The sequence below is a fragment of the Nannocystis pusilla genome (assembly GCF_026626665.1).
GTDB lineage: Bacteria > Myxococcota_A > Polyangia > Nannocystales > Nannocystaceae > Nannocystis > Nannocystis pusilla.
Window position 1 is genome coordinate 4973284 of sequence record NZ_JAPNKE010000002.1, and the last position, 13939, is coordinate 4987222.

Below are 13939 nucleotides of genomic sequence, written 5' to 3' on the forward strand. Positions count from 1 at the left end.
CAGCGTCCCGCTCGCTGCGAGCCGTCCTCGCTCGCGAACCCGCGAGCGCGCGTCGCAGTGTCCCGCTCGCTGCATCGCCTGGACTGTTTCGCGCGAGCTCGCCGGCCGCGCTCGCCGACATGTCCCTCAGGACAGCATCACCCTCCCCGCGCTCGGCTACCCTGGCGGCCATGCAACTTCGTTTAAAATGGCCGCCCCGCTCGCCCTCCTCCTCGCTGCTTGCCCCGACAGCGGCGAGACCACCACCGCCTCGACGCAGGCCACTGGCGACCCGACCGAGGGCACCGGCGCCGGCCCTGGCGGCGATCCGACCGGAGCGGGCCCGACCGGCAGCGCGACCGACGGCCCGACCGGTGCCGGCCCTGGCGGCGACCCGACCACTGTCGATCCGACCGACGGCCCGACCACCAGCGATCCGACCACCGACGGCCCCGACCCCGGCCCGATCGTCGAGCCCGGCGATCCCGGCAGCGGCGACGTCACCTTTACGATCCGCGCCGACACCGATCGTCACCCGATCTCGCCGTGGATCTACGGCACCAATCAATACGACGACCTCGCCACCACCAACCGCGGCCTCGGCCTCGTGCGGCAGGGCGGCAATCGCATGACCGCGTACAACTGGGAGAACAACGCCAGCAACGCCGGCGCCGATTATCAGCACCAGAACGACGACTACCTCGCCTCGCAGCTCGGCGTCGACGGCGACATCCCCGGCGAGGTCGTGCGGGCCGCCACCGCCGAGGCCCTCGACGCCGGCGCCGACATGCTGGTCACCGTCCCGATCTGCGGCTACGTCGCGGCCGACAAGGACGGCGGCGGCGACGTCAACCAGACCCCCATTACCTCGAGACGCGCTTCCACCCGACCGTCGCCCGCAAGGACGGCCCGTTCGACGGCGACCCCGATCCGAACGACGACGCCGTCTACCAGGACGAGTTCGTCGCCTGGCTGCAATCCAATCCCCGACGCCTTCTACCCCGAGCGCGCCCGCGTCCTGTTCTCGCTCGACAACGAGCCCGACCTCTGGTCGCACACGCACGAGCGGATCCACCCCGACCCGGTCGGCTACGCCGAGCTCGTCGACAAGAACGCCGAGTTCGCCGCCGCGATCAAGGACGTCGCCGCCAACGCGATCGTCGCCGGCTTCGTCTCCTACGGCTACGGCGGCTACACCACCCTGCAGGACGCGCCCGACGCCCAGGGTGAATTCATCTCTTATTATTTGCAGGCGATGGCCGAGGCCGAGGCGCAGGAGGGCCATCGCATCGTCGACGTCCTCGATCTTCACTGGTACACCGAGGTCTACGCCAACGGCCAGCGGATCACCGGCGACGACAACTCGCCCGAGTCGGTCGAGGCTCGGGTGCAGGCCCCGCGCTCGCTGTGGGACGACTCTTTTCACGAGGACAGCTGGATCGCCAACGACGTCCTCCAGGGCCCCGTGCGCCTGATCCCCTGGCTCAAGGAGCGCATCGACGCGCACTACCCCGGCACCGGCCTCGGCTTCACGGAGTACAACTACGGCGGCGGCGGCCACATCTCCGGCGCGATCGCCCAGGCCGACGTCCTCGGCATCTTCGGCCGCGAGGGCGTGACCATGGCGGCCTACTGGGCCCTGACCGATCAGACCTCCATGATCTGGGCCGCCTTCCGCGCCTTTACCAGCTACGACGGCCAGGGCAGCAAGTTCGGCGACACCTCGATCAGCGCAGTGACCTCCGACGTCGCCGCCACCAGCGTCTACGCCAGCACCGACGTCGCCGACCCGGCGCGCACGGTGATCGTCGCCATCAACAAGACCGCCGGCCCGCTGACCGCCGCGGTCACCCTCGCCGCCTACGCCGACTATCCGAGCGTCGCAGTGTGGCAACTGACCGGCCCCCAGCCCGAGCTGACCGCCGGGCCAGCCGTTTCGCCGACCGCCACCAACGCGTTCCTCTACGAGATGCCGGCCTACAGCGTCAGCGTGCTCGTGCCGCAGTGAGCGCCCGGCCGAATCGTGCTCCTCACGGAGCACGTGGCTCCGCCACGAGGTCCGGTTGGCGTGCCGGCATTCGCGTACGATGCTTCTAATCGTTCGCGGCAGCGAGCGCCGCGGCGAGGTCCTGGTCCTGGGGACCGAGCACGCGCACCAGTCGTCCCGCGGCGTCGAGCACCGCGACCGCGGGGATCTCCCGCACGCCGAAGGCACGAAAGACCGCCCCCGAGGTATCGAGCGCGAGCGGGAGGCGGGTCCCGGTGGTCGTCCTGTACTCGTTCAACTCGTGCTCCGACGTCCACAGATTGCTGGAGACTCCCAGCCAATGAACATCGCTCTTCGCCGCGAGAGACTCGACCTGCTCACGCACGCGGCGGCAGGCGGTGGCGGTGACGGGCCGGCTTTCGGCGAGATACGACTCGCACCACGGCGCGAAGAACACCAGGGCGCTCGGCTTGCCCACGCCGCCCAGGGACACGGTCTCGCCGCCGGTCGTGAGCGAGAGATCGCGGACGAGGTCCCCGGGCGCGAGCGGGCGCGCCTCCGGACGCGTCGCGGCGAGGCTCGCGGCGGGGGCCTGACCGTCGTCGGCGAGCGCCGCGCGCAGCGCCTCGTCCAGGCGCGCGTCGGCGAGGTGACCGACGTGGGCGATGCGTCCGTCGCGGCCGATCAGCACGTGCTGCGGCGTCACGCGCAGGTTGAACGCCTCGGCGAGCCTGCCGTCGTCGATGACGATCGGCATCTGCAAGCCGAGCTCCTGACGAAAGGCGCGTACGGACGCCTCGTCGTCGGTGAAGCCGGTGTTGACCGCGATGACCTCGATCCGGTCCGCCATCTTCGCGTGGATCTCCGCGAAGCCCGGCATCTGCGCGCGACAGGGCACGCACCAGGTCGCCCAGAACTTGAGGTAGACGGGCTTCCTCCCGACGAGCCGCGCCAGGTCGATCGCCTGGCCGTCGATCGTCGTGAGCGTGATCGCCGGCGCGGGTCGGCCGATCAGCCCGGCGCCTGCGGCCACCGCCCGCTGCTCGCCGTCGTCGTCCTGCGCCGTCTCGACTGCCGGCCGAACCTCGGAGAGCGTCCCCGGGGCCGGAGTCCTGAGCCCGGCAGGCGCCCATGGTGGAGAGCACTGCGAGGCCCAGTGCGCGGATTCGCGCCGCCGATGTTCGTGAATTCATCCGTGCGTTCATCGTCGTTTCCCTCGCTGCCGAGGACAAGCGGGCGCGCGCCCGTGTGACACGGGGCGGCGATTATTTCATGAATCGTAGCTGGTCAAGGCGCGGAAAGCGGCCCAGCTCAGGGCGCTCGGATCGGCCAGGGCCCCATAAGCGGCCAGGCCCGAGCCAGACTTGCACACTGACGCCGGCGCCCGCCCCGCTCTCGCGTCACCGCCCGCAGCAGGCCGTCCAGCAGCACGAGCCGTCGTCTTGTCCGCAGTTTTGCCCGCCGTTCGTCCAGCCGCAGTCGCAGGCGTCCATCTCTTCCTGCGAGCAGCTGCCGCCGCCCCCCTTGCAGGCCTGGATGTCGTTCAGGGATCCGCGGTCGATCCCGGAGATGGCCACCAATTGCGGCGGGCAGGCCACCTCTTGATAATGCAGGTTCGGGTTGTCGGCCGCCTCGTACCATTCCACGTACCACTCGCAGCCGGCGGCCAGCTCGGCCAGGCCCGGCTCGTCGAACACCGCGGCGCAGCGGCCGAGCACGCACTGCTTGATCTGCTCGTGGTTACCGCCCTGCTGCTGGCAGTACGTCATGAACCCGCCGTAGGTCGCCCCGAGCTCCGATGTATTGACATTCCATTGATACGAGCAGGCGTCGAACAGGCCGACCCCGCCGCCGGGCGTCAGGATGTCGAACTGTCCGCCGGCGACGTCGTGGCCGATGTTCGTCGCCTGCACGATCATCGTCTTGCTCCCCAGCGCCACCGACCCCGGGTCCTGCGCGTTGTAGTGGCCCGTCCCGTCGAAGTCGAGCTGGTAGCAGCGCCCGCAGATGTCGCCCTGGGCCGGCACCGCCGCGAAGCCGTAGGCCAGCGAGTCCGACACCGCCCACGGCGCGCCGCTGTAGCAGGTGAATGCGCTGTTCTGCGCCGGCGACTGGCACGAGCTCACCACGTCGTACGCCGAGCCCAGGTTGTTGTCGTTCTTGTCGCAGCTCTGCAGCGGCTCGGTCGCCGCATTGACGTTGCCCTGCCAGCCGCAGTGGGCCTTGCAGCAGTCCCAGTAGCGCGTCGCGTAGCCCTGGCACGCGGTCCCGTCGAGCGGCGGCGGATCGACCGCCCCCGTCGTCGAATCGCTGGTGTTCGGGTCGGTCGTCGCAGTCGTGCCGGTGGTGTCCGCCTCGGTCGTCGTCCCCGGGTTCGTCGTCCCCGGGTTCGTCGTCTCGGGGTTCGTCGTCCCGGGGTTCGTCGTCCCGGGGTTCGTCGTCCCCGGGTTCGTCGTCCCCGGGCCCGTCGTTCCGTTGCTCGTCGCGGCGCTGCTCCCCGTCGTCGGCGCCTCCGTGCCCGCGGTGCTGCCGACGCCGCTGGCCTCGCTCGCGCTGCCGGGGTTGTCGCCTGTCGTCGCCGCAGTGCCGCTGCTCGCCGCCGCCAGGGCACGCGATCAGCCAGCCCGAGAGCAGCACCCACGCATGGTTCGTCCGGATCGACACGCGCGTGATTGTCGGCCAAGCCGCCCGCGAAATCACCGTCGGGGACACCCGCTCCGCAGTTCGGTGAATGCCCCCAGCGCGGCGCCCCCAAGGCGATCCCCCAGCGACGCCGCCGCTCCGTCGCAAGTCCGGCGTCATTCGCCTCCCGGACGCTGATTCGCCCGCTTTCGGCCGCTCGCGACGCTTGATCGACGTCGCGCCGCGCGTACTTTCGCGCGGCCATGGGCGATACCCTGTCCGCGTGAAGATACCTCCGTGGATGTTTCTCGCCCTCCTCTGTTTGTCTGCGTGCGCCGGTCGGCTCGACCAGTCGGTGCGGACGCGAGCCGCCGCAGATCTCTCATGCAGCGCCGATTCGCTGAAGATCGACAGGGTCGAAGATCGCGGCTTCAACGAGGGCCTCTATCGCGCCCAGGGTTGCGAGCGTAGCCAGGACTACAGCGCCAAATGTACGCTGTTCGGCTGCCGCAGCCATACCCCCGAGGAGATCGCCGCGCGCGAGGCCGAGGAAGAGGCCCGCTACCAGGCTTATCGCCAGCAGCAGGCCGAACGCCAGGCCGCCGGCGGCGCAAGCTCCGGCAGCGGCAGCAGCAGCGGCGGCGCTCCGACATCGACGTTCGTGTCGACGCGGCTCCACAACGAGTGCCCGCGGAAAGTGCTGCTGTTCCACGGCCGCCACCCTCGGCACAGCGGCGGGCGCACCGACTCGATCGGCTCCAACACGACGATGAGCGTCCAGGGCAACGAGGGCGACACGCTGTGGATCGTCGACGACAAGGGCGAGGGCGTCAGCAACTTCACGTACAGCAAGTCGGTCTCGCAGGTCTTCATCACCAAGTCGTGCAGCGGCTTCAGCACCAGCCGGTCCTGACCGTTCGGACATCTCGGCGCGAGCCTCGCCAGTCACATGACCGTTCGGACATGTCCCGGAGGCGACCTCGAGTCGGCCGGCTCCCCGGGCTCTCGCTCGGCCGCGCCGGCTCGATGACGCAGGTTGGCAGGCGGCGCCCGGCTTGCTAGCGTGCGGGCGATGTCCACCTCGCCTGGTCGGGTCCTCGTCGTCGGCGGCACTGGCCGCACGGGTCGTCACGTCGTCTCGCTCCTGCGCCAGGCCGGCGTCCCGCTGCGGCTGCTCGTCCGCGACCGCGCGGGCCGAGGCCGAGCTCGGCCCCGGCCTCGACCTCGTCGTCGGCGACGCCCTCGACCTCGACCTCGGCCCCGCGTTCGCCGGCGTCGAGCGCGTCGTCAGCACTCTGGGCAGCCGCGACGTCCACGGCGGCGGCCTGCGCACGGTCGACCTCCCGGCCACCGCCCGTCTGGTGTCCGCCGCGCGCGAGGCCGGCGCCGCCCGCTTCGTGCTGTGCTCGACGATCGGCGCCGTGCCCACGCCCGGCGTCCCCGCGCACATGCTCGAGTGGTTCGCGCCCAAGGGCGAGGCCGAGGCCGTCCTGCGCGCCAGCGGCGTCCCCTTCGCCATCCTCCGCCCCGGCGGCCTGCACGACGGCCCCACCGACGATCCGCGCATGATCGACTGCAACCACGTCGCCCGCGCCCTCGTCGCCGCCCTCACCCGCGACGACGCTCTCGGCGCCACCTTCGAGCTCAGCAACGCCCGCCTGCAGCGGCCCGACGCCGACCCGCTGCTCGGCGTCCGCGTGTGAGCTCGGCCGGGGCAAAGTGACCGGCGTGCGCTCGCAGCTCGTCACGCTCATGGCACCCGAGGACGAAGCCGCCTTCCTGAGCTTCGTGTTCGAGCGACCGACCGTCTCGCTGATCACCGACGAGCGGAGCCCGACCCCCGAGTTCCCCCACACGCGCGCGGTCGGTGCGATCGACAGCCTGCAATGCATGCTGTGGGACGCGGCCATCCTCCCGCGACCGCGGGTCGAGCACATCGCTTCCTGCGACGATTACTATCTGCGCTCCGAGGAGTCGCTCATCCAGTTCCTGCGCTCTCCGGTCAAGAACACCTCGATCGGGGTGGGCCGCATCGCGCTCGCCACGGGCTGGAAAGGGGCGCCGGCGACGAACCCGAAGACCGCGCGCGCGATGACCGAATGGTTCAACGCGCTCGGCCGCTGGATCAAGGCGAACTTCGAGAACTCGTTCGTGTACGCGTCGGACTTCAAGCCCGACGTCGGCAGCCGGGAGCGGACGGTCTGGGCCGGGCCTCGCGCCATCGCGCTCTCGCGGCAGGGCTGGAGGCTCAAGCACCACGGGCCCCCGAGTACTCCCTGCACTACTTCGCTCCCGCCGAAGAGGCCGACGTGCTGGCGCGCTACCGGGCCCCGAGGAACCTCCTCTGCGTCGGGCGCGTCGTCGACGTCGGCGCGGTCGAATCGGAGACGCTGCAGAAGCAAACCTTCCGCGTCGCGCTGGCCCAGGACGCCCCCTTCGCGGAGTTCGAGGGCCCCTTCTCGTGCGCGAGGCCGACGCCGAAGCTCGGCGACGAGATGGCCTGCGTGTTCAACGAGAACATCCTCGGCAGGCGCCCCGAGCCCTGGGAGCCGCGCGAGATCAGGAAGCTGACGCCCGCCAACCGGGACCGCGTCCTCGACGCGCTCCGGAAGACCTGGCGCGTGTGACGACCCAACCTCCGCGGCGCTCGTGCTGTCGGCGTTGAAGTCGTCCTGGTAGGCCGGGTGGCTCGCCAGCATGTCGCCGAGGACATGCTTTAAAGCATGTCTACGAGTACATGCTCTTCGGGACATTGCCCGAAGGCCATTCGCCACGCCGCCGCGACTCCGCGGACCGCCGCGACGTCGCGCCTCGCCCGCAAGCCGGCGCAGGGCCGGCCGCGGGCGCACGAGCGGCGCGGGCTCTACCCGCTAGCGCTTGAGCGACGCGTGGTCGCGACCGGGCAGCGTCGTCGTCGTCGACGGCCCGCCGCCGGCGACCCAGCCGCCGTCGCCGTTGCCGCCGCTCCAGCCGCCGACCTGGTCGAGCAGGCGGGAGTAGCCGAGGCCTTCCAGCACGGCCGCGGCGCGAGCCGAGCGCCCGCCCGCCTTGCACGACACCAGGATCTCCTGGTCCTTTTAAAGTGGGCCTGGACCTCGGCCGCGAACTCGGGGTTCGGCACCATCCCGCCGGCCCCCATGTGCATCAGCGGGATGTTGTAGGCGTTCGGCGCGTGGCCGGCCTCGAACTCCGGGACGCTGCGGACATCGATATGGACGAGGTCGCCCTCGGACGAGACCTTGGCGATCGCTTCGGGCGTGCTGAGGCGCTGGATCGGCATGCCCGACCTTCGTAGCCCGGGCCGGCCCGGGCTTCAACCCCGGCCCCGCCGCTCTTCGTCTTCGCCCCGCTCTCCGCCTTCGCGTCGCCCTCCGCCTTCGCGCCCGCCTTCGCGTCGCCGGCCGCGTCGCTCGCGGCCGGGGTCGCTTCCGCGGCGGTGCGCTCGTTCATCGCCGGCGCCTCCGGGAACGGCTTGCCGTCGGTGCGCATCGCCACCTCCTTGCCGTCGGGTCCGGGCACCAGCTTGGCGAACTGATACGCCAGCGTCGTGTGCGTCACGTACTTGGCGGCCTTGTCGGTCGCGGTCGTGAACTCCTCGCGCAGCAGGTGCGGCTCGCCGGCGTCGACGAAGAACAGCAGCGTCCCGCGGACCACGCCCTCGAGCGCCGTCTTCGCGCCGGGCGCCGTGTACTCGCCGATGTACGACAGCTCTGCGCGCAGCCCCGTGTCCGGGTCGCGCTCCAGCTTCTTCAGCTCCCACAGCACGTCGCGGGTGTCGATCACCCCGCCCGAGCGCATCTGGCACTTCGAGCGCCACTTGGCGCCGACGCCGATCGCCTGCTCCGGGAAGCGGATGCACAAGAACCGGTTGGCGTCGGCCAGCGCCAGGCCGGGCTTGCCTTCGGCCTGCTCCTTGGGGCCGGTGACCGTCGTCGTCCCCGAGCGCTCGCCGGTGGCCAGCAGGCGGTGGCTCGTCACCAGCTGGTTGACGACCTTCTCGTCGCTGTCGAGGAACTTGCCGTTCGGCGGCTCGGCCTCGAAGTTGACGTAGCGGTGCTCGAGCGTGCACGCGCGGGCGTAGCCCTCGCCTGCGCAGTCCTTGAGGCTCAGCCGCTCCTCGCGGGCGAACCCTGTCGGCTGGACCAGCGAGCCGAAGCGGATGTTGCCGATGGTCGTGACGCGGTAGTTCGTACCTTCCCGAAGGGCCAGGCGGATCTCCGCCAGCTCGGACGGCGGCGGCGGGCTCGACGGTTGTGAAGGATCGGCCTTGCTCGGCGAATCCGCGGGCGTCGCGGGGCTTTGGCCCCCCACGGGCGCCTGCACCTCCGGCGTGGCCGTCTTCGGCGCCGCGTCGGCGTCCCGCTGTTGCAGGCGCGAGGGCCCCGGATCGCCGCAGGCGGCTACAAAAGCCAGGAGAAAGCCGGTCGTGTATGGGCGAAGCACGCGCGGAGCATCGCACGCCGACTGGCGGGTCTGCCATGCGCGGTATCGCTCGCCACATGTCACACACCCACCCCGGTTTTCGCTACCATGCGCCGCATGTCGAACCCCCGCCTGTCCCTCCCTCTGAGCACGCTGGTGCTGCTCGTTGCGTGCAATCAAGCTTCCTCCGGAGGCGAAGAGAAGGCCGCCGACACCAAGGCCGTGGCGCCCGCCGACAGCAAGGCGCCGCCCGCCCCGGCGGTGGCCGCGCCCGCCCCGACCGGGCCGGCGTCCGTCGACGAGCTGCTCGGCCTCGTCCATGACGGAGCCTCCTCGTACGTCGTCTTCAAGGCTCCGGACGCGCTCCTGTCGCTCGCCGAGACCGCCGCGAGCACCTTCGAGCAGCCGCTCACCACCCTCGTCGGCGCCACCTCGCCCGACCAGCTCTCGCGGCTCACCGAGAGCTTCGCCCTGTTCAAGCACGGCGTCGCCGACGCCAAGGACGCCCTGGCCAAGTCCGGCACCGACCTCGCGCGCGGCATCGTCGTCACCAGCACCTCGCTGTCCGGCGACGACACCGTGATCACCTTCTCGGCCAGCAGCGCCGACGCGGCCAAGGGCCTGCTCGCGGCGCTGAAGATCCCCGACGCCGCCACCACCGAGTGTCAGGCCACCGCCGGCCGGCCCGGCTACGTCACCTGCGCCAAGGACCAGCCGACCCTCGCCGCCTACAAGCCGGGCGACGGCAAGGCCGCGCGCACCCGCCTCAACACCGCCCTCCCGGCGGTGGCGATCGACGACCTGGCGCTGTTCGGCTACGTCACCGACGGCGACGTCCACTTCGGGCTCGACAAGCCGGCCGGCGGCGCGACGCTCCACGTCAGCGCCCCGCCGGACGCCAAGGACATGGTCACCACCCTCGCCCCGGGCCAGGCCGACCTCCTGAAGTTCGCCCCGGCCGGCACCGGCTTCCTGTGGATGAAGCTCGACCTCGACGAGCTCAAGAAGAAGGGCCTGAACGAGGTCCCCCCGCCGTTCAGCGCCACCGTCGGCGCCTTCACCGGCGAGGTCCTGTTCGGCGGCAGCGCCGATCCGGCGGCCCTGCAGGCCCGCTTCGGCTTCAGCGACACCAGCTCGCTGGCCCCGCTGGCCGACCTCGCGGTCGCGTTCGGCGGCCCGATGATCCACAACAAGCCGATCCCCGACGTCCCGGGCAGCAAGGTCTCCTTCAAGGCCGAGAACGTGTCCTTCGGGACAGACAAGGTCAAGGCGCTGCACCTCGGCGCCAGCGGCGTGCCGCAGGCCAAGGCCCTGGCCGATCAGCTCGGCCTGTCGCTCGACGCCTGGGTGTTCCCGGCCGAGGGCACCCTCGCCGCGGTCGTCGGCGCCGACGCCACCAAGGTCGGCCTCGTCAAGGCCGCGGCCGACAGCGAGGCCACGATCGCCGCCCTGCCGCCGGCCCTGGCCGCCTCGCTGCGCGCCGGCGAAGTCGGCTTCGTCACGCACGTCCCGCTCGACGGCCTGCAGAGCCCCGCCCTGCTCAAGCTCCTCGACGGCGCGCTCGCCAGCCTGCCCGGCTACTCGTCGAGCACCGCCCGCTCGGCCCTCAACGTGCTCGCCCCGCTGTCGAGCACGACGATGTGGATCAGCGAGCACCAGAACGCCGGCGTGATTCACTTCGCCGTCCAGGCCATCGGCAACACCACCGACGAGGAGGGCAAGGCGGCGCTCGCCGCGGCCGCCAGCCCCGACCCGGCCAAGGCCTTCACCGACCTCGCCGCCAAGTACCCCAGCTCGCCGCGGATCACCGCCTACCAGACCCGCGCGGGCCAGGGCGGCGCGGGCGCGCTGGTCGGCGGCTCGGCTCCGGCGCTGCTGCTCGCCGCCGGTGGCATGGCCGCCTTCCTCCGCCCGGTGATCGACGCCGGCCCGCCGGTCGTGGCCGAGCCGCCGGTCGTGGCCGAGCCGCCCGCCGAGGAGAAGAAGGTCGAGGAGAAGAAGGTCGAGGAGAAGAAGACCGAGACCCCGAAGACCGAGGCTCCGAAGACCGAGACTCCGAAGACCGAGACTCCGAAGACCGAGACTCCGAAGACCGAGACGCCCAAGACCGAGACCCCGAAGACCGACGAGACCCCGAAGACCGAGACCCCGAAGACCGGCGGTCTCAAGATCGACTCGTCGAAGGTGGAGCGGGTCCCGCCGAAGCGCGTCGGCCGCTCGGAGTGACGGCGGAGCGCGCGCGAGTCCGCGCTGAACTTTTCCGGACTCATACTCGCACGTAAGCTTGAGCCCTGAGACCTCGGGCGATCGCGGACCGGCCCCGGCCATTCCGCGGTCGCCCTTGGCCTTTTTAATCGCGTTTCCTCGCAGGGAACGGCGGTTGACAGCGAAGCGCGCGCGTGTCAGTTTTTGACCACCGCCTCAACTCTTACGTGTACGTAAGAGATACTTTCCTCCCGACGGACAGGTTGAGGGCCTCATGAGCATCAGCGAAGCCAAGTCCACGCTCGCACCCCCGAACGGGGTGACGCGGCCCGGCCGGATCAAGATCGGCGAGCTCGCGCGCAAGACCGGAAAGACCCCGCGCGCGCTGCACCTTTACGAGGAGATGGGCCTGCTCGTCCCGAGCGCGCGGACCGAGGGCGGCTTCCGCCTGTACGGCCCCGACGAGGTCGCGCGGGTCTACTGGATCACCAAGCTGCAGGACATCGGCTTCAGCTTGCCGCAGATCCAGAGCCTCCTCGGCACCGTGGCCGCCTCGCAGACCGCCCCCGAGGCGATGAACAGCGTGCGCGAGCTGTTCCGGGGCAAGCTCGACGACACGCGGGCGCAGGTCACCCGGCTCTTGCAGCTCGAGCGCGACCTGTCCGAATCTCTCGCCTACCTCGAGGGTTGCCGCCTCTGCCAGGAGCCTGCCAAGCCGGACGCCTGCACCAACTGCATCAGCGAGCGCCGCAGCGACGAGCCCACGCCGTCGCTGGTGGTCGGCATCCACCGCAAGCCCGGCGCCGAGCCGGTCGCCCGCGCGTGCGCGATCGAGACCGCGGCCTCCGGCGGCCGCCTCGCCGACCTGCCCCCCAGGACATCCGACCTGTCCCCGAGGACATCTGCTCCCGACCTGTCCGCGCGGACATCCGGCCCCGAGCTGGCCCCGCGCGCCGGCGAGTTCGCCGCCCGCCCCGCCGAGCGAGCCGCCGCCCCCACCGAGCCCGAGGGGACCTTCCCATGACCGACACCAAGCGCCCGATCTACCTCGACTACGCCGCGACCTGCCCCGTGGACACGCGTGTCCTCGAGGCCATGTTGCCGTACTTCACCGACCGCTACGGCAACGCCGCCAGCCGCACCCACGTGTTCGGGTGGCAGGCCGAGGAGGCCGTCGAGGCCGCGCGCCGCGAGATCGCCACCTCGCTCAACGCCGACCCGAAGGAGATCACCTTCACGAGCGGCGCCACCGAGTCGAACAACCTCGCGATCAAGGGCGTCGTCGAGTACCTGGCCGAGGCCGGCAAGAAGCACATCGTCACCGCGGTCACCGAGCACAAGGCCGTCCTCGACACCTGCAAGCACCTCGAGCGCCACGGCTGCGAGGTCACCTACTTGCCGGTCGCGGTCGACGGCCGCGTCACGCCCGAGCAGGTCGCCGCGGCGCTGCGCCCCGACACCGCCATCGTCTCGCTGATGTTCGCCAACAACGAGACCGGCGTGCTCCACCCGATCACCGAGATCGGCGCCGCCTGCCGGGCCGCCGGGGTCCTGTTCCACACCGACGCCGTGCAGGCGTTCGGCAAGATCCCGGTCGACGTCGAGGCGATGAACATCGACCTCGCCAGCCTCAGCGCCCACAAGCTCTACGGGCCCAAGGGCGTCGGCGCGCTCTACATCCGCCGCCGCAAGCCGCGCGTCCGGATCGCCCCGCAGATCCACGGCGGCGGCCACGAGCGCGGCACCCGCTCCGGCACCCTCAACGTCCCGGGCATCGTCGGCTTCGGCTACGCGGCCAAGGTGGCGCGCGAGGAGCTCGCCAGCGAGTCGGCCCGCGTGTTCGAGCTGCGCGAGCACCTGCGCCGGCGCCTGGTCACGGAGATCCCGCACGCGATCGTCAACGGTTCGCTCGAGCATCGCCTGCCCGGAACCCTCAACATCAGCTTCGCCTACGTCGAGGGCGAGAGCCTGCTCATGGGACTCAAGGACATCGCCGTCTCCTCGGGCTCGGCCTGCACCTCGGCCAGCCTGGAGCCCAGCTACGTCCTGCGGGCCATGGGCCTCGACGACGAGCTGGCGCACTCCAGCCTGCGCATCACGATCGGTCGGTTCACCACCCGCGAGGAACTCGACTTCGTGGCCGACCTCATCGGGCGCGAGGTCGCTCGCCTGCGCGACATGTCCCCGCTGTGGGAGATGGTGCAGGAGGGCATCGACCTGCGCACCATCGAGTGGACCCCGCACTGATTGACTTCTCGGGCCTCCGGGCCCAAATCCCTACCCGGCTCTCACCGGGCCCGCGAAGAGAACCGCCATGGCGTACAGCAACAAAGTCATCGACCACTACGAGCACCCGCGCAACGTCGGCAGCCTCGACAAGGGCGACGCGAGCGTCGGCACCGGCATCGTCGGCGCGCCCGCCTGCGGCGACGTCATGAAGCTCCAGATCAAGGTCGAGAACGGCGTCATCACCGACGCCAAGTTCAAGACCTACGGCTGCGGCTCGGCCATCGCCAGCTCGAGCCTCGTCACCGAGTGGGTCAAGGGCATGAGCGTCGACCAGGCCATGCAGATCAAGAACAGTCAGATCGCCGAGGAGCTGTCGCTGCCGCCGGTGAAGATCCACTGCTCCGTCCTCGCCGAGGACGCGATCAAGGCCGCGATCCGCGACTTCCAGCAGAAGCAAGGCGCCCCCGGCTCCGAGGGCGAGTCCAAGCACTGACC

At 70.9% G+C, this 13939-nt stretch carries 12 protein-coding genes; 8 read left to right on the forward strand and 4 right to left on the reverse strand.

Translation table 11 applies throughout. The features are described 5' to 3' along the window. Positions 1-187: 187 nt before the first annotated feature. Positions 188-1987: a glycoside hydrolase family 44 protein gene (locus OV079_RS21970; RefSeq protein ID WP_267770819.1), complete on the forward strand. Its 1800-nt coding sequence runs from the start codon at positions 188-190 to the stop codon at positions 1985-1987. 85 nt (positions 1988-2072) lie between these two features. Here the strand turns inward: OV079_RS21970 and OV079_RS21975 are convergent, their stop codons facing one another. Both OV079_RS21975 and OV079_RS21980 read right to left on the reverse strand, forming a co-directional pair. After that, positions 2073-2999, reverse strand: a complete 927-nt coding sequence (locus tag OV079_RS21975) for a redoxin domain-containing protein (RefSeq protein WP_267770820.1) — start codon at positions 2997-2999, stop codon at positions 2073-2075. A 367-nt stretch (positions 3000-3366) separates the two neighbouring features. Then, the gene (locus OV079_RS21980; RefSeq protein WP_267778613.1) at positions 3367-4572 is read right to left on the reverse strand and encodes a hypothetical protein; all 1206 of its coding nucleotides are present in this window, start codon (positions 4570-4572) and stop codon (positions 3367-3369) included. A 299-nt stretch (positions 4573-4871) separates the two neighbouring features. Between OV079_RS21980 and OV079_RS21985 the strand changes: the two genes are divergently transcribed. From OV079_RS21985 to OV079_RS21995, 3 genes are all read left to right on the forward strand, one after another. Then, entirely contained in the window at positions 4872-5501 is a 630-nt protein-coding gene (locus tag OV079_RS21985; protein WP_267770821.1) for a hypothetical protein, read from the forward strand. Between the two features lie 142 nt (positions 5502-5643). Further along, positions 5644-6291, forward strand: a complete 648-nt coding sequence (locus OV079_RS21990) for an NAD(P)H-binding protein (protein ID WP_267770822.1) — start codon at positions 5644-5646, stop codon at positions 6289-6291. 606 nt (positions 6292-6897) lie between these two features. Further along, complete coding sequence (locus OV079_RS21995; protein ID WP_267770823.1) at positions 6898-7215, forward strand: hypothetical protein; 318 nt, start codon at positions 6898-6900, stop codon at positions 7213-7215. A gap of 236 nt (positions 7216-7451) precedes the next feature. On the opposite strand, the gene OV079_RS58325 is transcribed toward OV079_RS21995, so the two are convergent. Continuing rightward, complete coding sequence (locus OV079_RS58325) at positions 7452-7835, reverse strand: rhodanese-like domain-containing protein (RefSeq protein ID WP_420829532.1); 384 nt, start codon at positions 7833-7835, stop codon at positions 7452-7454. Continuing rightward, the gene (locus OV079_RS22005; RefSeq protein WP_267770825.1) at positions 7733-9031 is read right to left on the reverse strand and encodes a hypothetical protein; all 1299 of its coding nucleotides are present in this window, start codon (positions 9029-9031) and stop codon (positions 7733-7735) included. The genes OV079_RS58325 and OV079_RS22005 overlap by 103 nt, the downstream gene beginning before the upstream one ends. Positions 9032-9127: 96 nt before the next feature. Here OV079_RS22005 and OV079_RS22010 point away from each other — a divergent pair, with 96 nt between their 5' ends. The 4 genes from OV079_RS22010 (at position 9128) to iscU (ending at position 13937) form a co-directional block, all read left to right on the forward strand. Further along, on the forward strand, positions 9128-11236 hold the full coding sequence (locus OV079_RS22010) for a hypothetical protein (RefSeq protein WP_267770826.1): 2109 nt from the start codon (positions 9128-9130) through the stop codon (positions 11234-11236). A 253-nt stretch (positions 11237-11489) separates the two neighbouring features. Further along, the gene (locus OV079_RS22015; protein ID WP_267770827.1) at positions 11490-12239 is read left to right on the forward strand and encodes a MerR family transcriptional regulator; all 750 of its coding nucleotides are present in this window, start codon (positions 11490-11492) and stop codon (positions 12237-12239) included. Then, the gene (locus OV079_RS22020; protein WP_267770828.1) at positions 12236-13462 is read left to right on the forward strand and encodes an IscS subfamily cysteine desulfurase; all 1227 of its coding nucleotides are present in this window, start codon (positions 12236-12238) and stop codon (positions 13460-13462) included. Before OV079_RS22015 ends, OV079_RS22020 begins: the two co-directional genes overlap by 4 nt. Positions 13463-13529: 67 nt before the next feature. After that, on the forward strand, positions 13530-13937 hold the full coding sequence (gene iscU / locus OV079_RS22025; RefSeq protein WP_267709315.1) for a Fe-S cluster assembly scaffold IscU: 408 nt from the start codon (positions 13530-13532) through the stop codon (positions 13935-13937). Positions 13938-13939 lie beyond the last annotated feature (2 nt).